The 25,311-nt window shown below is 62.6% G+C and carries 19 protein-coding genes; 5 read left to right on the top strand and 14 right to left on the bottom strand.

Annotated elements, in window-relative coordinates; genetic code table 11:
- Together nadE and ACK4OE_RS14675 are read left to right on the top strand one after the other, a co-directional pair.
- Nucleotides 1-436: NAD(+) synthase (gene nadE, locus ACK4OE_RS14680; protein ID WP_409885548.1), on the top strand; the 436-nt coding region annotated here is incomplete at its 5' end.
- A 108-nt stretch (nt 437-544) separates the two neighbouring features.
- A complete protein-coding gene (locus tag ACK4OE_RS14675) occupies nt 545-1,597 on the top strand; it encodes a bifunctional nicotinamide-nucleotide adenylyltransferase/Nudix hydroxylase (protein WP_409885547.1) in 1,053 nt (350 codons plus the stop codon).
- Nucleotides 1,598-1,802: 205 nt separating this feature from the next.
- Here the strand turns inward: ACK4OE_RS14675 and ACK4OE_RS14670 are convergent, their stop codons facing one another.
- The 8 genes from ACK4OE_RS14670 to ACK4OE_RS14635 form a co-directional block, all read right to left on the bottom strand.
- Nucleotides 1,803-2,840 (bottom strand): Stealth CR1 domain-containing protein, encoded by a 1,038-nt coding sequence (locus ACK4OE_RS14670; RefSeq protein WP_409885546.1) that lies wholly within the window; start codon nt 2,838-2,840, stop codon nt 1,803-1,805.
- Nucleotides 2,841-3,137: 297 nt separating this feature from the next.
- Entirely contained in the window at nt 3,138-4,661 is a 1,524-nt protein-coding gene (locus ACK4OE_RS14665; protein WP_409885545.1) for a methyl-accepting chemotaxis protein, read from the bottom strand.
- Nucleotides 4,662-4,800: 139 nt separating this feature from the next.
- Entirely contained in the window at nt 4,801-6,852 is a 2,052-nt protein-coding gene (locus tag ACK4OE_RS14660; RefSeq protein ID WP_409885544.1) for a putative bifunctional diguanylate cyclase/phosphodiesterase, read from the bottom strand.
- 444 nt (nt 6,853-7,296) lie between these two features.
- A complete protein-coding gene (locus ACK4OE_RS14655) occupies nt 7,297-8,553 on the bottom strand; it encodes a Zn-dependent hydrolase (RefSeq protein ID WP_409885543.1) in 1,257 nt (418 codons plus the stop codon).
- Between the two features lie 27 nt (nt 8,554-8,580).
- Nucleotides 8,581-10,032 carry a dihydropyrimidinase gene (hydA, locus tag ACK4OE_RS14650; RefSeq protein ID WP_409885542.1) on the bottom strand — a complete coding sequence of 484 codons (1,452 nt, stop codon included), beginning with the start codon at nt 10,030-10,032 and terminating at the stop codon, nt 8,581-8,583.
- Between the two features lie 73 nt (nt 10,033-10,105).
- A complete protein-coding gene (locus tag ACK4OE_RS14645; RefSeq protein WP_409885541.1) occupies nt 10,106-11,563 on the bottom strand; it encodes an NCS1 family nucleobase:cation symporter-1 in 1,458 nt (485 codons plus the stop codon).
- Between the two features lie 219 nt (nt 11,564-11,782).
- Nucleotides 11,783-13,093, bottom strand: a complete 1,311-nt coding sequence (preA, locus tag ACK4OE_RS14640) for an NAD-dependent dihydropyrimidine dehydrogenase subunit PreA (RefSeq protein WP_409885540.1) — start codon at nt 13,091-13,093, stop codon at nt 11,783-11,785.
- A gap of 41 nt (nt 13,094-13,134) precedes the next feature.
- Complete coding sequence (locus ACK4OE_RS14635) at nt 13,135-14,502, bottom strand: NAD(P)-dependent oxidoreductase (RefSeq protein ID WP_409885539.1); 1,368 nt, start codon at nt 14,500-14,502, stop codon at nt 13,135-13,137.
- Between the two features lie 373 nt (nt 14,503-14,875).
- On the opposite strand from ACK4OE_RS14635, the gene ACK4OE_RS14630 reads away from it, so the two are divergent.
- The 3 genes from ACK4OE_RS14630 to ACK4OE_RS14620 all read left to right on the top strand — a co-directional run bounded on the left by ACK4OE_RS14630 (nt 14,876) and on the right by ACK4OE_RS14620 (nt 19,662).
- Nucleotides 14,876-15,637, top strand: a complete 762-nt coding sequence (locus ACK4OE_RS14630; RefSeq protein WP_409885538.1) for a TetR/AcrR family transcriptional regulator — start codon at nt 14,876-14,878, stop codon at nt 15,635-15,637.
- Nucleotides 15,638-15,777: 140 nt separating this feature from the next.
- The gene (locus ACK4OE_RS14625; protein WP_409885537.1) at nt 15,778-17,778 is read left to right on the top strand and encodes a tetratricopeptide repeat protein; all 2,001 of its coding nucleotides are present in this window, start codon (nt 15,778-15,780) and stop codon (nt 17,776-17,778) included.
- 24 nt (nt 17,779-17,802) lie between these two features.
- Nucleotides 17,803-19,662, top strand: a complete 1,860-nt coding sequence (locus ACK4OE_RS14620; protein WP_409885536.1) for a glycosyltransferase — start codon at nt 17,803-17,805, stop codon at nt 19,660-19,662.
- Between the two features lie 63 nt (nt 19,663-19,725).
- Here ACK4OE_RS14620 and ACK4OE_RS14615 read toward each other — a convergent pair whose 3' ends face one another.
- The 6 genes from ACK4OE_RS14615 to ACK4OE_RS14590 all read right to left on the bottom strand — a co-directional run bounded on the left by ACK4OE_RS14615 (nt 19,726) and on the right by ACK4OE_RS14590 (nt 25,305).
- A complete protein-coding gene (locus tag ACK4OE_RS14615) occupies nt 19,726-20,430 on the bottom strand; it encodes an NTP transferase domain-containing protein (protein ID WP_409885535.1) in 705 nt (234 codons plus the stop codon).
- A complete protein-coding gene (locus ACK4OE_RS14610; protein ID WP_409885534.1) occupies nt 20,406-21,005 on the bottom strand; it encodes an HAD family hydrolase in 600 nt (199 codons plus the stop codon). The genes ACK4OE_RS14615 and ACK4OE_RS14610 overlap by 25 nt, the downstream gene beginning before the upstream one ends.
- Nucleotides 21,005-21,652 carry a class I SAM-dependent methyltransferase gene (locus tag ACK4OE_RS14605; RefSeq protein ID WP_409885533.1) on the bottom strand — a complete coding sequence of 216 codons (648 nt, stop codon included), beginning with the start codon at nt 21,650-21,652 and terminating at the stop codon, nt 21,005-21,007. The genes ACK4OE_RS14610 and ACK4OE_RS14605 overlap by 1 nt, the downstream gene beginning before the upstream one ends.
- Before the next feature lie 110 nt (nt 21,653-21,762).
- Nucleotides 21,763-23,778: a methyltransferase domain-containing protein gene (locus ACK4OE_RS14600; protein WP_409885532.1), complete on the bottom strand. Its 2,016-nt coding sequence runs from the start codon at nt 23,776-23,778 to the stop codon at nt 21,763-21,765.
- Between the two features lie 16 nt (nt 23,779-23,794).
- On the bottom strand, nt 23,795-24,895 hold the full coding sequence (locus ACK4OE_RS14595; RefSeq protein ID WP_409885531.1) for a DegT/DnrJ/EryC1/StrS family aminotransferase: 1,101 nt from the start codon (nt 24,893-24,895) through the stop codon (nt 23,795-23,797).
- Nucleotides 24,892-25,305: a sugar 3,4-ketoisomerase gene (locus ACK4OE_RS14590; protein ID WP_409885530.1), complete on the bottom strand. Its 414-nt coding sequence runs from the start codon at nt 25,303-25,305 to the stop codon at nt 24,892-24,894. Before ACK4OE_RS14590 ends, ACK4OE_RS14595 begins: the two co-directional genes overlap by 4 nt.
- Nucleotides 25,306-25,311: the final 6 nt, after the last annotated feature.

Raw genomic sequence — 25,311 nt, 5'->3', positions numbered from 1 at the left:
GCTGTATGGCGACACCAATGGCGGCCTGGGCCTGATTGGCGACCTCTACAAGACGGAGGTGTTTGCCCTGTCGCGCCACGTCAACGAACACGCCGGGCGCGCGCTGATTCCGCAGGCCATCCTCGACAAGGAACCCTCGGCCGAACTGGCACCCGGCCAGCGCGATGTGGACAGCCTGCCACCCTACCCCGTGCTCGACGAAGTGCTCAAGCTGCTCATCGAAGGCGACCGCCTTTCTGCCGCGGAGCACGCGGCGGCCCAGAATTTTGTCGCCCAGCTGCAAACCGACGACGCGGGCCGCGCCCTGGTGCAACGCGTGCGCATGATGGTGGCGCGCAACGAATACAAGCGCCGCCAGGCCCCGCCCATCGTGCGCGTGCGGGCCCGGGCCTTTGGCAGCGGGCGGCAGATGCCGATTGCAGCGCGGTATGTGTGAAACGGCTCCACGGTAAAATTACTACCAAAAAGATAGCTGCTAGCGCTTTATATATAAGCGCTAGCGGCCAAAAACACTTAAAAATCACCCGACAACGACTGGAGACACATGGTCGATACCGCCATCTACATCGGGCGTTTTGAACCCGTGCACAACGGCCACATGGCACTGCTGCAGCGCGCACTCGACAGCGCGCAGCAGGTCATCGTGGTGGTGGGCTCGGCCTGGCAAGCACGCTCGCCCAAGAACCCCTTCACCTGGCAAGAGCGCGAGGCCATGCTGCGCGGCGCACTGCCCGCCGCCGACAGCGCGCGTGTGCAGGTGCTGCCCATACGCGATTACTACAACGAGGCCGTATGGGTCCAGGCCGTGCGCCACGGCGTGGCAAGCCTGACAAAACCCGGTGGACGCGTAGGCCTGGTGGGCCACTTCAAGGACGCCACCAGCGGATACCTCAGCGCGTTCCCGGGGTGGGAGCTGATCCATGTTGAACGCCAGGGCCCGATTGACGCCACTGCAATCCGCAACGCCTACTTCGGGGCCAGCCCAGGCACGGTAGCGTCTGCGTTGAGCCCCCTGGCCAACCAGATGCCCTCCAGCACACTGGCGCTATTGACCGAGTTTGCTCAGACCCCTTCGTACCTCGCGCTGCAACAGGAATGGCGCATGCTGCGCGGCTACCGCGAGGCCTGGGGCGCTGCGCCCTACCCGCCCGTGTTTGTGACGGTAGACGCCGTGCTGCGCTGCCAGGACCACGTGCTGCTGATCCGCCGTGCCCACGCCCCTGGCAAAGGTCAACTGGCCGTGCCAGGCGGTTTCATCGAACAACGCGAAACCGTGTGGCAGTCGTGCCTGCGGGAGCTGGTGGAAGAAACCCACTGCAATCTGCCCGAAGCCACCATGCGCGCCGCGCTCCAATCTGTGGCCGTTTTCGACCACCCTGATCGCAGCCAACGCGGGCGCACGCTGACCCACGCACATTACTTTGATCTGGGAAACGCGGCCTTCCCCACCGTGCTGGCCGATGACGACGCGATGCAGGTGCAGTGGACGCCCATCGACGAACTGGCAAGCCTGGAAGAGGAATTCTTCGAAGACCACTTCCATATGCTGGACCACTTTCTGACGATCACCGCTTCCACCGGGCCGGTAAGGCCATAACGATGGCGCGGGGTGGGGGCCTGCCTGGCGGGCTCATCGCCATATGCTTACAAAACAAAATGAGGCCGTTCGGGTTGAGCCCGTCGGGGCACTGCGCAGCATACGCTCTTCAACCCTCAACCCTTCGCCCATTCACCGCTTCGGCAAGCTCACGAAATGGAAATCCCGTGCGAACGGCTTCACGAGGCTCGAACGCAATTGAGCCTCATACATGGTCCAGATGGGCGCGGGTAGCGGTAGGCTGGCTGCCAGCGTCGCGCTCCATGCGTGACGGTGACCCAAACATGGCCTGCAGTGTCGTGCGTGCGTTCGCAAGTCGGGGGTCGCTGAGGTCGGCATCGTCGGTGGTGTCGTTGATGCAGAAAAAGTCGAGCGAGCCATGCGCAGCCCGCAATGCCTGCAGCTGCGCGGCCTGGTCGGGGTCACCCGTGGTCACATACAGGTGCGAATAATCACGAATCCGGGCCATACCATGGGCCAACGCCCATCGCAGTACAAAGTCGGACACGATGGTGGGCGTGGCCCAATTGCGAAACACGGTGGACCGCACCCGTTCAAACAAACCAGCTGCATCGCGCTCCAGCTGGTACAGCAGGGATTTCAACAGCGGGCGCGGCGAATGCGCGAAAGTGCGTGGCGTGTGCACGTAGGCATCCACCCAATGCGACGCCATTTCATCCTGATCCAGCCATTGTTTTGACAGCCGGCTGCCATTTTCGAGCGAGGTGGCATCGGGCTGCATGGCGGTGCCGGTCACAGCCGGGTCATCCGACCACGCCACATAAACCCCGTGCTCCCAGAACCAGTCGCTGAGCTGCACGGGTGCGCCAAAGAAGACGTCGTCATTGAAGTAGAAGAATCGCTCCGAAAGGCCAGGAATGCGGTGGATATAAGACTCGATGTTGCCCGAGTCAAAAATCGGCAGCCGTTGGGTGGGGATCAAATCGCGGTGGTCCACCACCGTGAGCAGGCTCGACGCACGCAGCCACGCCGGCGTCTGCCCGTCGGTCACCACATACACGTGGCCGTGCCCGGGGAAGTACCGCTCCAGCGCGCGTAAGCTATAGCGCAGCTCGTCGTTGTCACGGAAGCGCCCCTCGACGTTGCCATACAACGCCATCGCTCGGTGATCGGCCATGCTGGCCTGTAGCGCGGCACGCTGGCGTTTCGTGCGCCAGCCAAGGTCATTGCCATTGACCCACAGGTAAACAATATCGACAGGAGAGGAAGAAGGGGATGGCATACAAGGCAGCGGGCGCAGCGATCGGCGATCGCGCAGCGCGGCATGTTAAATCATTGATGGCAGTGCCGCAGATGCGGCATACCTTAGCCACCAGCCACCGCTGACCACTGCCGCGCAACGCTTGGAGGCCCCTTGAGCGCCTGCCGATTGAGGGCCTGAAACACGGCGCTGGCCCGATGCCTTAGCCCGAACCGATGACCAGCCCATGGACTTGGCACACCTGCCTACAAGGCAAGCACGCGAATCCATAAATCGTTACTCCCACACACCGCGTTCAGGCCAACGCCGCCTTCCACCTCACGAAACGCGGAACTTCCCCACTGTCTGCGACAGCATCACCGCCTGTTGGCTCAGCGACTGCGCAGCGGCCAGGGCTTCTTCCACCAAGGCCGCGTTCTGCTGCGTGCTCTGGTCCATCTGCGAGATGGCCTGGTTGACCTGCGCAATGCCGGCGCTTTGTTCGCCGCTGGCAGCACTGATCTCGGCCACCATGGTGGTGACGCTTTTCACGCCCGCGACCACCTCGTTCATGGTGGCACCGGCCTGCTCGACCAGTTGCGTGCCCACGCCGACCTTTGCCACGGAATCATCGATCAGGCCCTTGATCTCCTTGGCTGCTGCTGCGCTGCGCTGCGCCAGGCTGCGCACTTCGCTGGCCACTACGGCAAAACCACGGCCCTGCTCACCCGCACGTGCGGCTTCCACCGCCGCGTTCAACGCCAGGATGTTGGTCTGAAACGCAATGCCGTCGATGACGCTGATGATGTCCACGATCTTGCGCGAGGACTGGTCGATGGAGCCCATGGTGCCCACCACCTGTTGCACCACGTCGCCACCGCGCACGGCCATATCGGATGCGGCACGTGCTAGTTCGTCGGCACGCTTGGCGTTGGCGGCGTTTTGCTGCACGGTGGATGTGAGCTGCTCCATCGATGCCGCCGTTTCCTGCAGGGCGCTGGCCTGCGACTCGGTGCGGGCTGACAGGTCGCCATTGCCCGCAGCGATCTCGGACGAGGCCGTGGTAATGGAGTCGGTGCTGTCGCGCACCTGGGTCACCAGGTGCGACAGGTTGTCGCGCATGGCGCGTATGGCGTGCAGGATGCTGGTGGTGTCGCCAGGCTGGGTTTGTACGTCCACGGCCAGGTTGCCATCCGCAATCTGCGTGACCACATCGGCTGCGTACTGCGGCTCGCCACCCAATTGGTGCACCAGGGTGCGCAGCATTTGCCAGGCCATCAGGGCAATCACCAGCATCAGCACCGCGCCGATGGACAGGAGGATGGCCGTGTTGCGCCAGAAGGCGTTTTCGATGTCATCCACATAGTCGCCAAAGCCGATGATCCAGTCCCAGGGCTCGAATTTGATGACGGCATAGAGCTTGTCCACCGGCTCCTTGGCGCCGGGGCGCGTGCCGGGCGCAGTCACGTTGCCCACTGTCACGCCTTGCAGCGCAGCGCGGTAGCGCACGCCGGCCTCCTTGCCGCCTTTTTCATCGACGATGCCGATGCGCTTGGGGTTGGGGTGGACGTAGTTCACGTCGTTCGTGAACCCGCGGACAAAGAAATACTTGTCCTTGTCCACAAAGCTGCCGATGGTGCGGGTCGCTTCCTTGATGGCGTCCTCGCGCGACATGGCGCCGCTCTTTTCTTTCTCGTGCGACTTCTGAGCGGCGGCGTGGGCCAGCACCACCAGATTGGACAACTGCGCAGTGCGCTCCTTCATCATCGACTGGTACAGCGTGGTCAGGGCCACAGCGGACAGCACGACCAGCCCCAGAAGGGTGGCAGCGCACAGCCAGAGGATTCGGGTTTTCAATTTCATGCTTGTGTGCTCTCGGAAGGAAATAAGTAACCAGACGATACACCCGGATGTCACGCCGATGTCATATCCCGGTGCCCCATGCCCGGTGCCCCGCCCCCTGTGGCCAAAATGCAGCGCCCTGCCCCCGGCGGGTGGACACCTAGACAGGCACGGACGGACAGCTCGGCAGCATGGCCGTGAACTGCGCCACCGGCAGGGGCCGCGCATACAGGTAGCCCTGGTATTGCGGGATGCCCTGCGCCACCACCCAATCGAGCTGTTCCTGCGTTTCCACACCTTCGGCCACGGCCGTGAGCTTCATCAGCTTGCACAGCGACACGATCAGCTCGGCCAGCGAGCGGTTGGCGTCCGACCCCTGGATGAAAGTCTTGTCGATCTTGAGGGTGTGGATGGGAAAGCGCTGGAGGTAGGCCAGGTTCGAGTAACCGGTGCCAAAGTCATCCAGCGCGATGGACAAGCCCAGCGCGGCGATGGAATGCAGCACCTCAAGCTGGCGCGCGTCGTTGCCCAGGAGCATGGACTCCGTGATCTCCACCTCCAGGCGCGTCGGGTCGGCGCCGGCCTGACGGAAGGCCTGGGTCAGGTCTGCCAGCAAGTCGGGGTGCATGAACTGGCGGGCCGACAGGTTGACCGACACCACCATGTCAAAGCCCAGCGCGGCCCAGGCCACTTGCTGCTGCGCGGCTTGCGCAAACACCCACAACCCCAGCGGCCGAATCAGCCCCGTGGTTTCGCACAGGGGTATGAAGTAGTCGGGCGACACCAACCCCAGGCGCGGGTGGTTCCAGCGCACCAGGGCCTCCACCGCCATGATGGTGTTGGTGGCAGCGTCCACGCGGGGCTGGTAGTACACCTCGAACTGCTGGCGGTCCAGCGCCTGGCGCAACTCGGCCTCCAGTTCGGTGCGGCTGCGCACGGTCTGTGCCATGTGTTCGTCAAAAAACGCCATGGTGTCGCGCCCCTGTGCCTTGGCCGCATACATGGCCAGGTCGGCGTTGCGCAGCAGGATATCGATGGTCTCTCCATCGCGCGGATACAGGGCCACGCCCACGCTGGGCGTCACGCGTACATCCACATCGGCAATGCGCACGGGCGTTGCCACTGCCGCCGCAATGCGTTCGTGCAGGGCGCTGAGGTCGTTGCGGATGTCCGCCGACATCACCAGCACCAAAAACTCATCACCGCCCCAGCGCGCCACCATGTCGGCGCTGCGCTTGGCGTGGCGCAGGCGCTGGGCCATGGTGACCAGCAAATGGTCCCCCGCCGCATGCCCCAGGGTGTCGTTGACATCCTTGAAATGGTCGAGGTCGATGAACAGCAGTGCCACCTCGTGCCCCATCGCGCGAGCCTCGGACACCGCCCAGGCGAACCGCTGCATGAAGTGGGTCCGGTTGGGCAGGCCCGTCAAAGAGTCGTGCAGCGCCTGGAAGTTGGCACGCTCTTCCGTGTGCTTGATGGCACTGATGTCGGCCTCGCTGACGAGCAGCGCGTCCTGCCCGGTCACCGCGTCGCGGCATCGCCGGGCCGCCAACTCGTGCCAGCGGTTGCCCGTGGGCGTTTGCACCGACAAGGTCAGCGTTCCCACCCCGTGGTTGGCCAGGCTGGCCGATAAGGCTGCATACGCAGTTGGATCACCCACCCGGTCCTCCAGGCGCTCGTCGGGCTGAAACACCGCAGAGCGCGCGGCAGGGTTGCGGTACAGCGGGCGGCCATCTTGCCCGTAGAGCGTGATCATCACGGCCGTATGAAGCAACGCCTCGACGGACCGCAAAGACTCGGGTGCCACGCCCCCGACTGGCTCCGCCTCGCACAGCATGCACATGCGCCCATCGGGCAGCCGGTGGCCGCTCAGGCGAACGTTGAGCGACACCGGAACACCCTCGGGGTACAGCGTCCACTGCTCGTTGAACCGTGCATCGGAGGCCACAAAGTCGCTCTGGTACTGCGCGAGCCGCTGGGCCACCGATTCCGACATGTCGGCACCCATGTCGCGCAGGCATAGCGCCTGCAGCGAGGGTGCGTTCCACACGGACAAAGCGGCGGTGTTGGCCCAGTGCACCCGCTTGTGGTCGATGTCAAACACCCAAACGGGCTGCGACAACCACTCCAGCGCGGCGTAGCGCGCCACCCGCTCCGCGAGTTGCACCGCATCAGGCTCGTGGCGGCTGGGGGCGGGCGCGTAAAGCTGCATCCCGGTCACCTTCATGCAGGCCCACACGGCGGGCGGCCACCACGACAAGCACCTCGCGAGGTGATCAGGACAACGGGAAAAAACATGTGGAAAACGCGCAGAGCAAGAGACCAAGGACCGTTACAGGCTCTTACATGGTCGCACAGGTCTTCATTTTTTCCACGCATTTTTTGGACACGTCGGCGACAGCCCGTGCAGTGGTGCCCCGATCAAGCCGGGCCGGTGACGCCACCTCGCGCAGGGCCGACTCCCGCCAGTCACCCAGGTCACCCCCCCCCCAAAGCTGCAGGCCTTCTGACCCCTTCATGCCGAGCCAAGCCCGGGATGGCCCACCTCAAACCCTAGCGGGACCTGCGAGTGCCGCAAGCCGAAAAAACATCAAAAATGGCTCTATCGCTTATCCATCAAGCGCAAATAGCTATCATTTTTATAGTCATCTGAGATTCAGCCTCCAGCCCGCTCCAGCATGGCATGCAGCAGCACGTTGCACCCCGCCTCGATGTGCTCGGGCTTGGCGTCCTCGATCTCGTTGTGGCTGATGCCGTCCTTGCAGGGGATGAAGATCATGCCGCTGGGCGCGAGCTTGGCCATATACACGGCATCGTGTCCCGCGCCGGAGACGGCAGGCATGTGACTGTAGCCCAGCTTGGCGGCTGCGCGGCCCACGGCCTCCACACATTCGGGCTGGAACAGTTGCGCGGGGTAGCTGGACACCATCTCGATGTGCACCTGCACGCCGTGTTCTTGGGCCACCTGGTCGGCAAAGGCCTTGACCTCGGCGGCCATGGCGTCCACCAGTTCGTCCGTGCTGTTGCGCAGGTCGATGCTGAACTTGACCCGGCCCGGAATCACGTTGCGGCTGTTGGGGAACACCTGCACCATGCCCACGGTGCCGCGCCCGTGCGGCGGGTGGCGGTGGGCAGCGGCCACCACGTCTTGCATGATGCGCGTGGCGGCCAGCAGGGCGTCCTTGCGCAGGGCCATGGGCGTGGGGCCTGCGTGGGCTTCCATGCCAGTGACGGTGCAGTCGAACCAGCGGATGCCCAGCACACCGCTGACCACGCCGATGGTCTTGTCGTTGTCTTCCAGCACCGGGCCTTGTTCGATGTGGGTTTCGAAGTAGGCGCCAATGGGGTGGTCGCCAGGCTCCTGGTCTCCGATGTAGCCGATACGCTCCAGCTCGCCCTTCACCGTTTTGCCCTCGGTGTCGGTGGCGGCGTAGGCGTGTTCCAAAGTGAAGGCTTTGGCGAACACGCCGGAGCCCATCATCACGGGCACAAAACGGCTGCCTTCTTCGTTGGTCCAGAAGGCGACTTCGATGGGGGCCTCGGTTTCGATGCCGTGGTCGTTGAGGGTGCGCACCACCTCGATGCCCGCCAGCACGCCGTAGTTGCCGTCGAACTTGCCGCCGGTGGGCTGGGTGTCGATGTGGCTGCCGGTCATGATGGGCGGCAAACTGTTGTTGCGGCCTGCGCGGCGCATGAAGCCGTTGCCGATCTTGTCGATGGTCACCGTCATGCCGGCTTCGCGCGCCCAGCGGGTGACGAGGTCACGGCCTTGTTTGTCCAGGTCGGTGAGGGTGAGGCGGCATACGCCGCCTTTGGGGGTGGCGCCGATCTGGGCCAGCTCCATGAGCGATGCCCACAGGCGGTCACCGTTGATGCGCAGGTTCTCGATGTCGGTCTTCACTTGGGTGTCCATGGTGTTCTCCGTGATGGCGTTCGTTCTTCAGCGAGCGACCGCAGTGGGGGCCAGATCGTGGGCGCGCTTTTGCACGGCCTGGAAGTTGGCGCCAAACGCGGGGCGCTTGATGTAGCGGCCCGTGCCCTGCTCGGCCCGCAGGTCGCCGTTGGCAAACACCACGCGGCCCTGGCTGATGGTGTGGCTGGGGATGCCGCGCACCGTGCGGCCTTCAAAGATGTTGAAGTCGCCTTTGCTGAACTGGGTTTTGACCGAAAAGGTCTTGGTGCCCTGGGGGTCCCACAGCACCAGGTCGGCGTCGGCACCTTCGCCAATGAATCCCTTTCGCGGGTAGATGTTGAACAGCTTGGCCGCGTTGGCCGAGGTGATCGCCACGAACTCGGAGGGCGTGAGGCGCCCGGTGTTCACACCGCCGTCCCAGATGGCGGCCATGCGTTCTTCCACACCGCCGGTGCCGTTGGGGATCTTGGCGAAGTTGTCTTTGCCTGCGGCCTTCTGCGCAGCGCAGAAGGTGCAGTGATCGGTGGCCGTGGTGTGCAGCTGGCCGGATTGCAGGCCGCGCCACAGGGCCTCTTGGTGGCCCTTGGGCCGGAAGGGCGGGCTCATCACGTGCGCAGCCGCTTTCGCAAAGTCCGGGTCGCGGTACACGCTGTCGTCAATCAACAAGTGCCCGGCGAGCACCTCGCCATACACACGCTGGCCGCGTGCACGGGCGCGGGCAATGGCGTCTGCCGATTCCATGCAGCTCACATGCACCACGTAGATGGGCACACCCAGCACGTCGGCTATGGCGATGGCGCGGTTCGCGGCCTCGGCCTCGACCATGGGGGGGCGCGAGAGCGGGTGGCCTTCAGGGCCAGTGATGCCCATCTTGGCGACCTCTTGCTGCAGCAGGTACACCAGCTCGCCGTTCTCGGCGTGCACCGTGGGCATGGCGCCCAGCTCCAGCGCGCGCTTGAAGCTGTTCACCAGGGTTTCGTCGTCGCACATGATGGCGTTCTTATAGGCCATGAAGTGCTTGAAGCTGTTCACGCCTTCGTCCTGCACCAGGGTGCCCATGTCGGCGCGCACCTGCTCGCTCCACCAGGTGATGGCGACGTGAAACGAATAGTCGGCGGCCGACTTCTCCGCCCAGCCGCGCCACTTGCGATAAGCATCAAGGATGGGTTCTTGCGGATCGGGGATCACGAAGTCGATGATGCTCGTGGTGCCACCGGCCAGCGCAGCTGCCGTGCCGGTGTAGAAGTCATCCATGGTCGTGGTGCCCATGAACGGCAGCTGCATGTGGGTGTGCGGGTCAATACCACCGGGCAGCACGTACTGGCCGCTGGCATCCAGCACCTCGGCCCCCGCAGGCGCCAGTGTCGCTGCGCCCCAACCCACCGCCACGATGCGGCCGTCCACACACAGCACATCGGCTGCTTGTTCGCGGTCGGCGTTGACCACGGTTCCACCGCGGATCACAAGGGCTTGGGTCATGGGGGTCTCCTTCAGAGGGTACAAATCAAAAAAGGCTCTGCCCCGGCCTGTGGCCACGGGCAGAGCCACCGGGTCACTTCTTCTTGGCGGTCAGGTAGTAGTAGGTGCCGGCGACTGCCAGACTGAAGAACCAGCCAAAGTCAAACAGCGCCAGCAGCAGTCCGGGCACCGAGGCCTTGTCCACCACGCCTGACACGGCCAGATAGCCTGGCAAGCAAGGCAGCACGCCCAGCGCAAACGCGATGAGGGCCTGCACGTTCCAGCCGTTGCTGTATTCGTAGTCACCACCGCGGCGGTACAGGTCGTCTACCTTCAGTTCTGTCTTGCGCACCAGGTAGTAGTCCACCAGCAAAATGCCCGCAATGGCGCCCAGCAGCGTGCCGTAGCCGCCCAGCCAGGTGAACAGGTAACCGCCCGACGTGGCTAGCAGCTTCCAGGGCATGAACAGCAGGCCGATGAAGGCTGCAATCAAACCGCCAGTGCGAAAGCTGATCTTGGATGGCGCCACCTGGCTGAAGTCATACGAAGGCGACACCAGGTTGGCGGCGACGTTGGTGGTCAGGTTGGCCAGCAGGATGACCAGCAGGCCCACGCCCGCTGCAACGCTGCCCATTTGGGTGAGCAAGCCGTCAGGGAACAGTTGCGCCTTGCCGTACAGGATGGCGGATGCCGAGAACCCGATCACGCCCACCATGGAGAACAGCGCCATCGGAATCGGCAGGCCAATGGCCTGACCGATGACCTGGTCCTTTTGCGACCGGGCAAAGCGCGTGAAGTCGGGGATGTTGAGGGCCAGCGTAGCCCAGAACCCCACCAGACCGGTGAGCGCCGCCCAGGTCTTGGGGCCCCCTTCGACCACCTTGGCGGGCAGGTTGAACAACTGGCTGGCGGGCACCTTGCTAAGCAACACCACGACCAGAACGATGGACGCAATGATCATCAGCGGCGCTGCAATCACCTCGAGCTTGCGGATGGATTCAGGCCCCTTCCAGATGAAGTAGATGTGCACCGCCCAGAAGGCGAGGAAACACATGAACTGCGAGCTGCTGATGGTCTCGCCCTCAGCCGGTCCTGCCAGGCCCATGCCCAGGATGTTCAGGAACCCATGCAGCGCCAGCGCGCCAAAGTAGCAGTTGATGGAGAACCAGCCGCAGGCCACCAGGCCGCGCAGCACGGCAGGCAGGTTGGCGCCCTTGACGCCGAACGACGCACGCGCCAGCACCGGAAACGGGATGCCGTACTTGGGGCCCACACGGCCAATGAGCAGCATGGGCACCAACACGATGCAGTTGGCCAAAAACACCAGCCACACGGCCATCTGCCAGGTGAACCCCTGATCGAGCATGGAGCTGGCCATGGTGTACGTGGGCACGCACACCACCATACCCACCCACAGCGCCGCATAGTCCTTCCAGGCCCAGTGGCGCTGCGCTTGCGTGGTGGGGAGCAAATCTTCATTCGCGAGCGGGCTCATTCCACCGCCGGGCATTTGCCCCGCCACGTGGGCGGCACTGCCGGTACTTTTTGTCATACCTGTACTCCTGTTAAAGACTTCGTTGGGGTTGCACACAACCCGCCGTCTGGTTCAGCGCCCTCACGCTGGCAGATAGCGGGCAAAAGGGAAGCGAGCGATGCTATAGATCACGCAAGAACTGCACCAGATGCAGTGCAGCACGCGTTGCGAATGTGCACCAGATCAGCGGGGCTGAAGTCCGTTTTCATGGCTCTATTTGGTGCGCTGAAGCTCGCTTCACGCTGCGGCAGACACGCGTTGCGGGTTGTTGGGGTGGGTGGTCCAGTTGGCGTATTCGCCAGTGACCGTTTTGCCCGTGCGTGCATCCACTTCGCCGGGTCGGAGGGCGCGCATGGTGATGCATTCGGGCACGGGGCAGATGGACACGCACAGGTTGCAGCCCACACATTCCTCCTCCTTCACTTCAAAGCGCCGCGCGCCGTTCACCATGTTGGTGATGGCCTGGTGCGAGGTGTCTTCGCACACCACATGGCAGCGGCCGCACTGGATGCAGGCATCCTGGTTGATGACGGCTTTTTCGATGTGATTGAGATTGAGGTTCTTCCAGTCCTTGACCGTGGGCACAGCCTGGCCCTTGAAGTCGTCGATGGTGGCGTAGCCATGCTCGTCCATGAAGTTGGACAGCCCGTCGCACATGTCCTGAACGATCTTGAAGCCATACACCATGGCCGCAGTGCACACCTGCACGGTGCCACAGCCCAGCGCAATGTATTCGGCCGCGTCGCGCCAGGTGGTGATGCCGCCGATGCCGCTGATGGGCAGGCCAGCGGTCTGCGTGTCGCGAGCGATCTCCGCCACCATGTTCAGCGCAATGGGCTTGACGGCCGGGCCGCAATAGCCTCCGTGCGAGCCCCATCCATCGGTGCTCGGGCTCATCACCATGCGGTCCAGGTCCACGCCCATCACCGAGTTGATGGTGTTGATCAGCGACACCGCATCGGCACCACCCGCCTTGGCGGCGCGCGCAGGCTGGCGCACATCAGTGATGTTGGGTGTGAGCTTCACGATCACGGGCAGCTTGCTGTAGTGCTTGCACCAGGCTGTGACCATCTGGATGTATTCGGGCACCTGGCCCACGGCGGCGCCCATGCCACGTTCACTCATGCCATGCGGACAGCCGAAGTTCAGCTCAATGCCATCGGCGCCAGTGTCTTCAACCAGCGGCAAGATGTTCTTCCAGCTTTGCTCCTCGCAGGGAACCATCAGCGACACGATCATCGCCCGGTCGGGCCAGGCGCGTTTGACGCGTTTGATCTCTTCGAGGTTGGTGTGCAGGGGCCGGTCGGTGATCAGCTCGATGTTGTTCAGGCCAATCACGCGGCGGTCTTGCGACATGAGCGTGGAGTAGCGCGGGCCGTTGACGTTGACCACGGCCGGGTCTTCGCCCAGCGTCTTCCACACCACGCCGCCCCAGCCCGCCTCGAAGGCGCGGGTGACGTTGATCTCTTTGTCGGTGGGTGGCGCAGAGGCCAACCAGAAGGGATTGGGGCTTTGGATGCCCAGAAAATTGCTGCGAATGTCTGCCATGGGATGCTCCCGTGTGTTGTGCGGTGTGACTGGTGGGCGTGTCAGGCAGCCTGGGCGGCAGGTGCCATGAGCGCGGCGTGGATGGAGACAGCAGCGACCTTGCCGTGCTCCACCGCTTCCACCGTGAGGTCGCGGCCGCCCACGCGGCAGTCGCCCCCGGCCCAGACGCGGGCCAGGCTGGTGCAGCCTTCGGCGTCGGTGACGATGCGCCCACCTTCCAGCGCGATGGCCTTGCCAACAGGTTCGGCAACAAAGGTCTGGCCAATGGCCTTGAGCACCATGTCAGCGTCAAGCGTGAAGGTTTCGCCGGTTTCCACCAGCTTGCCAGCGCTCAGCACGGTGGCGGCAAAACGCACGCCGATCACCGCACCACCTTCGCTCAGCACCTCTTTGGGTGCGGCCCAGTGGCGGATCTTCACGCCGTTGGTCTGTGCCCATTGCTGCTCCACCGCCGATGCAGACATCGCATCCGCGCCGCGGCGGTAGACGATGGTCACGTCTTCGGCGCCCAGCTTGCGCGACTGCACCGCAGCGTCCACCGCTGTCATGCCGCCGCCAATCACCACCACGCGGCGGCCCACAGGCAGGGTGGAAAGGTCGGCAGCCTGGCGCAGCTCGGCGATGAAATCCACTGCATTGCGCAGGCCAGTGGCGGTGGGCTCGGCCACGCCCAGTGCATTCACCCCTTGCAGACCGAGCCCCAGGAAAACGGCGTCATACCCTTGCAGCAACCCATCGAGCGTGATGTCGCGGCCCAGTTGCTGCGCCGTGCGCACCTCAATACCGCCAATGGAAAGCAGCCACTCCACCTCCTTCTGCGCAAAGTTGTCGGTGGTCTTGTAGCTGGCCAGGCCGTATTCGTTGAGGCCACCCAGTTTGGGCCTGGCCTCGAACAGCACCACGTCGTGACCACGCACTGCCAACCCATGCGCGCAGGCCAGACCCGCGGGACCCGCGCCCACCACGGCCACGCGCTTGCCGGTGGCGGCAGCGCGCTGGAACAAGGGCGCGCCCGGTTTGGCAAAGAAGGCATCGGTGGCATAGCGCTGCAGCGATCCGATCTCCACCGGCTTGTCTTCATTGGTGTTACGCACACAGGCCTCCTCGCACAGCACCTCGGTGGGGCACACGCGGGCGCACATGCCGCCCAGCGGGTTGGCCTCCAGGATGGCGCGCGCCGCCCCGCGGTTGTTGTCTTGCGCAATGCGGTGGATGAACGATGGGATGTCGATCCCGGTCGGACATGCCGTGGCGCAGGGTGCGTCATAGCAGTAGTAGCAGCGCTCGGCCTCGATGAGGGCCTGGGGACGGGTGAGTGGCGGATGGGCGTCGCTGAAGTTGGCGGCGTAGTCGGCCAGGTTCAGGCGTGCGGCATGAATGCCGCAGGCACGGCTTGCGGGTGTGTCCATCAGGTTTCCTCCGAGGGGGTCAGGGTGGGTGTCTGGGCGTGCACAGGACATACGAGCGCATGCCGTGGAGCGCTGGCGCGACAGAAAATGGCGCCAGTCAATGCGACGCCAGCGGGAGTGCTGGTGCCAGCAAACTTCGGAGGTTTCATCGTGGGCCTCGCTGGTGGGTGCAGGTGCCCGCGGCTATGGTTGCTGCGGTGCCCTGCGATGTGGGTCAATTTACCAACCCGTAAAAATTTACCAATTGGTAAAATCCCTAGAGCAAACCCCGTGCCAGCAAAAATGCACCGAAAACCGCCACAGACGGCCTTTGACCACCCCTGCGCAAGCGAATTGCCAGCATTTGGCGCGCCGCTTGTTCCACAATGGTGCAATGACCGACGCCCGCCAATCCAAGGCTGACACCCCCACCCCCCGCCGCCCCAGAACGCAGCGCACCCAGACCACACCCCCCGTGGCGGGTGCAGCTACTGCGGTTGATGTACTTGAAGACACCACGCCCCGCGCGCCAACCGCGTCACGCCTGCTGAAAGAGCAAGGCATCCTGGCCGAGGCCGAGAACCACTTTGCGCAGTTTGGCTTTGAAGGGGCGTCGCTGGAGAACATTGCAGCAGCCATCGGCATCAGCCGCCACAACCTGCTGTACTACTTTCCCAGCAAGGAAGCGCTGTACCAGCGTGTGCTGGACGATGTGCTCACACAGTGGCTGGCCGGCATGGAAGACCTGTCGCACAGTGACGACCCGCAGCAGGCGCTACGCCGTTACATCCGGGCCAAGCTGCAGTATTCACGCGTGCGCCCCCAGGGGGCCAAGGTGTTCACCAAAGAGGTGATTGCGGGTGCACCACGCTACGGCAAAGCCATTACCGAGCGCGTGGGCCCGCTGCTCAGGACGGAAGTGCGCACCTTTGAGCGCTGGGCACGCGAGGGCCGCATTGCCAAGGTCAACTTCACGCACCTGATGTTCATCATCTGGTCGGTGACGCAGGCCTATGCCGAGCAGGAGGCCCAGTTTGCGTTGCTGCTGGGCAAGCCCGCGCTGACCGAAAATGACTATAAAAAGGCCGAAGAACTCATCTGTCATCTGGTTCTACGCGGCCTGGAGCCCGCGCGGGGCAACCCTTCAAGGGATTGATACGACCCCAAACAGAAGCAAATTTCTGGGATGCCGGAGCTCGCATTGAGCAAGCCGAGTGAAAATTCTTTCGCTTAGACTCCTGCTCTAGCCTGCGCAGACTACTTGCCATCGCTCTTGTCCACTCGCCTGTATCGACCATGGCCAAACTGCTTACCCTACCCGTTCTCTTTGGCGCATTCGTTGTGGCGGCAGTCCTCGCCATCTATCTTCCCGGATGGAACCATGAGCTACTTTTCGATGATCTGCGCCTGACAGACGGTGCAATTTTTGATAACTACGGCAGCCTGCTCACGCTCAAGCAGCGCATGCTGTCTTATGGCAGTTTCATCTGGGTGGACTCACTTGTCGGCCCAGGGTGGTGGAAGCAGCGGTTGTTAAACGTAGGGCTGCACCTAGCCACAGTGGCTGCGCTCTATGCACTGGTGCGCGACCTTCTGGAACGCACCCGTTTCCCGGAAGATTTCCAATCGCAATCGCATTTCAGCTTGTCGCGCAAAGCGGCCGTACAAGTGGGCGTAGCACTTTTCGCGGTCAATCCAATGGCTGTGTATGCAGTGGGCTACCTGGTGCAGCGCTCCATCGTAATGGCGACGCTTTTTTCCGTACTGGCTTGCTGGTGTTTTGTACGCGGATTGTCGGGGCGCGGAGTGACTTGGTACGGCTTGGCCTTGTTGGGCTATGTTGCGGCCGTGTTGTCCAAAGAGCATGCCGTCATGTTGGCGGCAATGGCGGTGCCGCTCTACATCCACGTGCGCCGCCCGAGCTGGAAAACTATTGCCACCATTGCGGGCGCATCCGCTGCTGTCATCGCAGTTGCAGCGGCGGTCCTTTTTGGCATTTATGGCGAGTTCATCGGCAAGCTTTTCGATCAGCGCTCGCTCGACTTCGCACAGCAACTAGAACGCCTGAGCCCGGGAATCACCCAGCGCATGCATCCGCTCAGCATCCTGAACGAGGCAGCACTTTTCTTCGCCTACGGTTTTCTTTGGTTTGTACCGAACGTGATGTGGATGTCGGTGGACCTGCGCCCCGAATTCCCTTTGTCCTTCGGTGCGTTCCCCCAGGTCCTGGGGATCTTTGGCTACGTCGGGCTGTGGGTAGCAGCCCTGTGGGCGGTGTTGCGACGGCGCGGTGCGCTCAGCCTGGCAGGGGTGGCGCTGATGTTTCCGCTGCTGCTGTATGCAACAGAATTTGCCACAGTGTGGGTGCAAGACCCGTTCGTGCTGTATCGCAGTTACCTGTGGGCAGTGGCGGTGCCCGTGCTGGTGTCTGTTGTGCTGACAGGCTTCCAGCCGAAAACTCTTTACATTATCGGTTGCACGTTGTCCCTGGCTTTCAGTGTGCTGGCTTTTGAGCGCGTGCAATCGTTGCGGGATGAGCATACCGCCTGGAACGACGCATCTGAAAAAATTGATCTCAAGGCATCTGCAAATGCGGTAGGCCGCTGGCAGCCCTTTTTGAATCTGGGCGCCTACCACCTTGATCGGGGCTCCCTGACTGAGGCGCAGCGGAATTTTGCCACTGCAGAGGCACTGGGCGCACTACACGGCTCAGCCCGCTTCAACCTGGGGGTAGCACTTCAACAGCAAAAGAAGCATGCAGAAGCACTGGCAGCGTTTGCGGAAGCTGAAAAGCAGGGGTTCAAAGATCAAGCTCTCTACTACCATCGCGGGGAATCCGCTTTTGCGCTGGGACAGTTTGCTATGGCTTTTGACAGCTTCACACAAGGCCTGTCCAATACGGTACACGAAGATTTGAGCACAGACGGTGCTCGCATGCGTGAAACCGTGCGCCTACGAAGAGCTGAGGCGGCCATAGGTGCTAGCCAGTACGACACCGCCATAGGTGACTTCGAGACATTGCTCACGGCAAGCCCGCAAAACAGGCGCCTACTGCTGGGGCTGGGGATGGCGCTTGTAGGCAAAGGCGACACCCAAGCGGCGATTGCACAGTTTGACCAGATCATTGCAAGTACACCGAATGCCGCAGCAGCGTATTACGGCCGCGCAATGGCGCACAACGCGGCTAAACGGCTTGAAGATAGCCTGAAGGACTTAGACCGCGCAATTGCACTTGACCCCCGCAATCCGCAATATCCGCAGGTGCGAGCGCAGCTGGCTGCGACGAATAAAAAATAGGGCAACAGCCAGACAACCGACTCCATGGCACTGCGCGTTCTGCACATTGGAAAATTCTTCCCGCCTTACCTGGGGGGCATGGAAGTATTTTTGGCCGATTTAATCACCGAGCAAAGACGCCAAGGCATCGACGCACACGCGCTGGTACATGGCGACCCGCTTCCTGGTGACCCCGATTGGGTGCAGCGTGTGCCAGTGCAGTTCAACCTGGTCTATGCGCCCATAGCGCTGGGTTTCAGAAAATCCCTGGGGCGCGCCATAGACCACATCAAACCGGACGTACTGCATTTGCACATGCCGAACAATTCGGTGCTGTGGGCATTGACGCTGCCAAGCGCTCGCAAGGTTCCCTGGGTAGTGCACTGGCATTCGGATGTCGTGGTGTCCAACATTAAGTGGTCTGTAGCGCTGGCTTACATGCTCTACCGCCCTTTTGAACAAGCACTTCTCGAGCGCGCGCAGCAAGTTTTTGTCACGTCCCCCCCGTATCTGCAGGCCAGTGCTGCGCTGCGCCGCTGGCACAGTAAATGCGAAGTGGTGCCGCTCGGGATCAACCTGCGCCACTCTCCGCCAATCACCCCGCAAGCAGACGCCGTGCAATGGCGAACAGACACGCAGCTTCGGCTGCTGTCGATCGGCAGGCTTACTTACTACAAGGGCTTTGAGACACTGATCCAGGCCGTCTCTACCATGCCCGAGGTTGAACTCCTCATTGCAGGAGAAGGTGAGCTGCGCGACACGTTGGAAGCGCTGATACAGAGCACCACACCACTCGGAAAGCCCCCTGCTGTGCGCCTACTCGGCGCCGTGAATGACGCCCAAAAACATGCCCTGCTAGCCCAATGTGACCTGTTCTGTCTGGCATCACGTGAGCGCACCGAAGCCTTTGGCATTGTGCTGCTGGAGGCCATGCAACACGCTCGCCCCTGCCTGGTGACGGACTTGCCCGGGTCAGGGATGCCCTGGGTGGTTTCGCAAGCCCATTGCGGCCTGCATGTACCCTTTGAAGACATCGATGCTTGGCGCACCACCATTGCCCGCCTTCAGCACACCCCTGCACTGCGCCACCGCTTGGGACAGGCGGGCCATAAGGCTCTGCACAAGCATTTCAGCATAGGACCATGCGAACGCGCCACTGCCCGCCATTACCGCGGCTTGGCCCCGGGCAGCGCAAACATCGCAGCTGACCAAGGGGTAATGGTGGTGATCTCTACCCACAACAACGCGGCTGACATTACCCACCTGCTGCAGCGCGTGCGTGCCCTCGTCAATGCCCCCGTTTTGGTAGTGGACAATCGCAGCACTGACGCTACCTGCCACCTAGCTGAACAACAGGGTGTTCGCGTACTGCGTCCCCTGCTGGCCATGACACCTTGGGGGAGCCTGCAGACTGGGATACGCCACGCGTTAGCCCAGGGCTATGCATCGGTGGTCACCATCGATGCGGAGGGCCGGTATGAAGTGGAGGAGCTCCCTACGTTACTGGCTGCAGGCAGCGGGAGCGACATGGTCGTGGCTTTTTTTGCAGACCAAAATAGTCTCCCCCGCCGCGCGGCGTGGCAGTGGTTACGTTGGATAACAGGTCTGACTTTTCGCGATTTTGTATCAGGATTTCGCCTCTACAACCGAGCAGCCATGCAAGTGGCAGCTTCGGCGGAAGCCACACTGCTGGACTACCAGGACATCGGCACGCTGGTACTGATGAGACGCGAAGGCAAGAGCATCTCGGAAGTGGCACTAACGATGCACACCCCAAAGAAAGACCAGTCGAAGATTTTCAGGTCTTGGGCCAATGCCTTACGGTACATGGCAGCCTCTTCACTTCTCAGCATTGCGCATGGACGGCGCGCGAGCGCTGCACCGGAGGTCGCTAAGAGCTCCTAGCGTTCAAGCCAAACCCAACAGGGCAGGACCACACAACTCCCCCGCCACGGGCAAACTAGCCAGTCAAAACCTTCTATCCAGCACTGCCACGGCTGCTGGCGCCGCGGCCGATTGCAGTTCAGCAAGGAACTGTGTTGCGGCAAGGAGGTCAGCTGAAGTATCCACCTCCGCCAAACGCAGCATACAGCCATGGAGTGGGAGATGCTGAGCCAAGCGTTCGAATACGTAGCCCGGTGCATCGCGCATGATATCCCTGTCACCGCAGAAGACATTTGCCCACTCGAACCGCGAGCGCACTTCGCGGGAAAACCTTGCCACGACCGGGGATTCAACGGAATCACCGACCTCAGCGAACACGGCATTCTCGCTCTTCGCCTCTGTGACGCCGACCAACAGCGGCACATCGGCAGCTGCGGCGAGAAACTGTTCCAGGCTCAATGGCTCCAGTATGAGATCACCATCCAAGTAGATGATCTTGCCCCGTAAATGCCGGGCGCCCAAGTACAAGCTATGCGCTGTGTTCGTGGTGCGAAAATCAGGGTTCCTGACAAGAACCACGTCCGGGAAATACTTGTGGCAATAGTCCACGATCATCTCTTCGCGGTAGCCGACGACGACGTGGATCACTTTCACGTGTCGGCGCAGACTGTCCACCAGCCGGGCGAGAATCGTCTTGCCGCCCACCTCGATCATGGCCTTGGGCATGCCCAGGCCCAGCCGGGTTCCCATGCCGGCCGCAGCGATCACAGCGCTTTCAACAACCTGCATAGAGCCTCTCCTTCATGAATGATGTACTGAGCTGCCGCCCTAGCGGACGCCGCAGGCGGGTGCACGCCGCCATAGGCGATGGCAATGTCGGCCGAGGAGAGCATGGGCACGTCGTTCGCTCCGTCGCCGATGGCGACGATCTCGTCGAACCCGCGCTGGCGCAGCGCGGCCACCGCGTCGGCCTTAAACAGCACCTTCTGCAGGCGCAACTGGGACCCTTCGTAGGTAGCATGGGAAGAGAATGCTTCGCACCCGCAGCGCTCTGCGATGGTGCGTATCCAGATGTCCAGATTGCCTGTCACGATGAACGCATTCTCCCGGTGGGCCTGGATGAACGACAGGATCGCCTCGTTCAGCGGAACATGCGCAACGATGGCGTCCACCCTTTCCGGCGGCACCTGCCCAAGCACCACGCAACGTAGGCGGAAGGACGACTCGAAGTCTATGAGGCCATCCATCGTGGCGCGGGTCAACGTGGCGATCTCGTCGGAAACGCCCAGCTCGGAAGCCACGCATGGGAGGATCTCGGTGGTAGTGATGGTGCCGTCGAGATCGAAGCAGAAAGCCCGTGTCATCAGCGAACTCGGCTCCAGACAAACCAACGTTGCCGGGTTTCGGCGCGGTTATTGAGTCCCGCCTCGAACACGTCGCCGCGCCCGTGCAGCCGGAAACCGGCCGCCCCAAGGGTACGCTCGAACATTTCCATCAGCTCCGACTCGGGGCGATAAACAGCGCTGTAGGCTTGGTCCATGTCTTCAGAATAGAAATCGGTCAGCGTCAGGCGGTCGCCAGTCGCCACGGGCTCGCGCAGCACCACCTTCGCTTCGGGGGCGGCCACTGAGCACAGCTGCTGCAGCGCGGATTCGACGTCTGCGTCATTCAGGTAGATGTAGACGCCGAAGGAAATGAGGCGCGTGAAACGCTCTGCCGCCAGGACAATGCTGTCCGACAGCCTATCGACGGAGGCAACGTCGAACCGGGCGTTGTGGCACTGACCGAACCGCTGCCGCGCGATATCGACCAACCCGCGGCTGGCGTCAACACCGAAATACCGCCCACAGGCCGGTATCAGCACCTCTGCCCACCGTCCAGAACCGCAGCCCGCATCGAGCACGACGTCATGGCGCCGGACGCCGATGAGCGGAAGCAGCAGCGCCTTCTCCGCCAAGTCGCGCTGCTGCGCCAGCGTGGGGTTCTTGTCTTGGTAGATGACGGCGCGCACGGGCCCGAGCGCTCCCGCCTTACGAGCGCGCTCTTCGAAAAAATCCTGCACTGACGCCGGGTCGATGAGCGGCTTAGGATCGTGGGCTGTTGAAAATTGCCTAGACATCATTACGACCGATTATCCGAGGTTGCGTGGCCTGTCCGGAGAGTCGCCTGGAAAAGCCACAGCATGTTGATGAGCGTGCCGTCTTCCGAAACCACGAGTTCAGTCGAATTCAACAGGCGCAGCCCCCTGCGCTCGAAGACCTTCTGATAGTCTGCTATCGTGCGGTAGTGGGCCACGTAACCTGTGACGTCGGAAGCAACACGCCCGCCGCCCCTCGCCAGCGTGTCCACCAGCAAGACGTGGCCGCCAGGCTTGACCAGCTGCATCAGCTTGTCTGCGGCAGCGAGAAACGCAAGGTCGTCTATCACACAGCTGGTCACACCCAGGCATGCCACGAGATCGAAAGTTTCCACGGGGCGCAGGTCCTCGATCGCAACGCAGTCGAAGCGAACGTTGCCCGTCCCCTCGGCTACCGCCGCTTCCCGCGCCTGGGCCACGAGGCCCGCCGATACGTCGTACCCCTGCACGTCGTCGGCAAATCGCGCCAGCACGCGCGTGTAGCGGCCAGTGCCGCAGCCCACATCGATGGCCGTGCCGACGGGGCCCAGCGCTTCCAGCGTCCGGACAAGAGATCGCTCTTTAGTTTCATAGTAATGGTCCGGAGCAAGAAAGGTCGTCTGCGCGGCCCGCCAGTAGCGCAGAGACTGCTGGTCCAACTCGGGCGGCCACCGTTTCGCGAGGTTTGCGGCCGGGTCGGCGCGATACACCCCCTCGACGATGTCTTGGCATATGCGTTCCCCAGCCTTCTTGTCCAGCCGGTAGAGGAACTGACGCGTCGCCAGCTGCCGCTGGGCGGCACGGAGATCGTTTCCCAAAGCCACCATGTCGAGGAACGCAGCTATGTCCTGCCCGGAGCGGGCGACGTGCAGCGCTTCTACCAGCTCTCCGTCCTCGTTCATCCCGATGCCACCTTGCAGTTCAAGATACAGCATCGGCTTGTCCTGTGGCAAGTATTCCAGCAGGAAGGACCCCACGTCGGCCATGAGCGCGTGCGATACGCCAAAAGCGTCGGTATGGGAGGGCAGTTCGTCCAATGCCCCGTTGGGCATCGCCGCCATGCGCTCCCGGAACGCGCTTTCACGGGACGGGCCATCGGGGGACGCCTGCCGGATGGCGGAAAACAGCATGGGATGAGGACGCACCAGCAGAAATAGATCCGGCTGACGCTCGAACGCATCGAGAATGAAGTTCCCATACGCGTTGTAGGTCGACCAGGCGGGCGCGCCTGCCACGGAAAAATGGGGCGTCCACAGCACTATCTTCCGGCCCGCGGCCTCCTCCAGCCAGCCGCGTGCCGCAGACGAGGGCTCCGGCGCGTCCTCTCCGTCGAATTTGGGGTGCCCCGTGACGACGACGTGGCCGTTGCCCGACGCACAGTGCTTGCCGAACATCTGGCGGTGGCGCTCGGAACGGGAATAGACCCGCCACGCACCCCGCTGCACGTCGGTGTCGAACTGTGCCTTGCAGTTCCATGCACCGCCGCCCATTTCCAACCCGTATGGAACATATACGACCCGCGCCCCCATCGCGGCGAGCGCCGGCATGCGCACGCCTTCCGGCCGGGTTTCGTCGTAAGGGTTCTGAACCAGTACCACATGAGGCGCGAACGCCGCGAGGTCGAAGTATGCGAGGGGGTGGAATGGAATGCCCTCCTCAAGCATTGCTTGCCTGAGCGCATCGTAGGTCGCCGCCTCGGAAGTAAGGTGGTGGACGAAAGGCGCCAAGACCACCTTGGCCACCACCTGCGGATGGCGCTGGGCAGACTGCCATATGGACCGCCAGCCCGCCCATGACGACGCATGCTGCGCTAGGAAGACGACGCGGATGGCCTCATGCTGCGCATGGGGAGCGAAGGGCGTGCGGTCCGCGCGGCCTGAGGCCAGGGCTGTCGCCTTGGCATCTACACCCGGCCGGATTTCTCCCGGCAGCGCGCCACCGGCCTCTTGCGAAGCCGTACCGCGCTGCCGGAATGCGGCGTAGCCGACGCGCCACACTGACCGAAGCGTTTCCAAAATCATGGGTTGCGCTCCGGACTCAAGCGCCGAACGCAACAATGGCATCCGCCACGATGGCGACGTCCTCGCGGCCCATGGTGGGACACATGGGTAGACTGAGAACATCATGGGCCAAGCGTTCGGCACGCGGTAGCGACGTGCCGACCATGCCCGCATAGCAGGCCTGACGATGCGGCGGGATTGGATAATGGATCACCGTGGAGATGCCCCGCTCAGACAGGAATCGCTGTAGATCGTCGCGCCGCTCGGCGCGCACGACATAGAGATGCCACGCGGATTCGCAGCCCGCCTCAATCCGGGGTTGCTGCAAGGCGCTGTTTGCGAGGTAGTCCGCGTACCAGTCGGCGATCTCCTGCCGCCGGGCGTTCCAGCGGTCGAGCGCGGAGAGCTTCACGCGCAGGAAGGCAGCCTGCAACTCGTCCAGCCGGGAGTTGCCTCCCTGGATGTCATGCACATACTTGCGCTTCGACCCATAGTTGCGAAGCTGGGAAACCTTTTCGGCGATGGACGAGTCGCTTGTCAGTACAGCGCCCCCGTCCCCCATCGCGCCCAGGTTTTTGCCAGGATAGAAGCTCGTGGCGGCCGCGTGTCCCAGCCCGCCTGCACGACGACCCTTGTAGCGAGCACCTTGCGCCTGCGCGGCATCCTCGATCACCACGAGACTGTGCGCGGCGGCGATTGCCATGATCGAGTCCATTTCCGCCGGCTGGCCATACAGATGCACTGGAATGATTGCTTTAGTACGGGATGTAATGGCCGCCTCAATGACAGCAACGTCAATGTTGTGCGTCGCCATGTCGGGCTCGACGGGAACCACTGTCGCGCCGCACTGCGTAACCGCCAGCCAGGTAGCGATGAAGGTGTTGGAGGGAACGATCACTTCGTCGCCCGACCCGATGCAATATGCCTGTAGCAAGAGCTTCAGCGCATCCAACCCGTTACCAACGCCGATGCAATGCTCCACACCGCAATAGCGTGCGAACTCGCCCTCGAACGCTTGCAGTTCAGGCCCCATGACGAAACAGCCGGAGTCGATAACACGGCGGTAAGCGTCGTCCAGCTCCTCGCGGACCTCGGAATGCAGCCTCTTGAGGTCGAGAAAGGGGATCGCTCGGGTCATGGGTTCGCAACCTTGCAGAATTCCGGGTAGTCCCGGTAGTAATCGGATTCGTCGTAGTACGCGGAAGCCAGCACCATGCACACTGCACCCGACGAAAAGTTGTCGATCTCGCGCCAGATCATTGGGCACACATACAACCCCTGGAAGCTGCGGTTCAGATGGACCGTCTTCTTCTGCCGACCGTCCTCTAGATGGACATCGAAGGATCCGGTCACCGCGATCAGCAGCTGATGCAGCGCGCGATGGGCGTGTCCGCCCCGCTCGGAACCCTGAGGAACGTCGTAGAGGTAGTAGACGCGTTCGATACCGAACGGGATATGCCGCTGGCTTTCAATGAAGGTGAGGTTGCCGCGGGGATCGGAGATCTTCGGCAGCTCCACAACCTGGCAGATATCGATACTGAAATTCATCTTTGC

Source organism: Acidovorax sp. (genome assembly GCF_046314175.1).
Lineage (GTDB): Bacteria > Pseudomonadota > Gammaproteobacteria > Burkholderiales > Burkholderiaceae_C > Acidovorax.
Note: the sequence above shows the minus strand (reverse complement) of the source record. Positions and strands in the feature narration are given on the sequence as shown.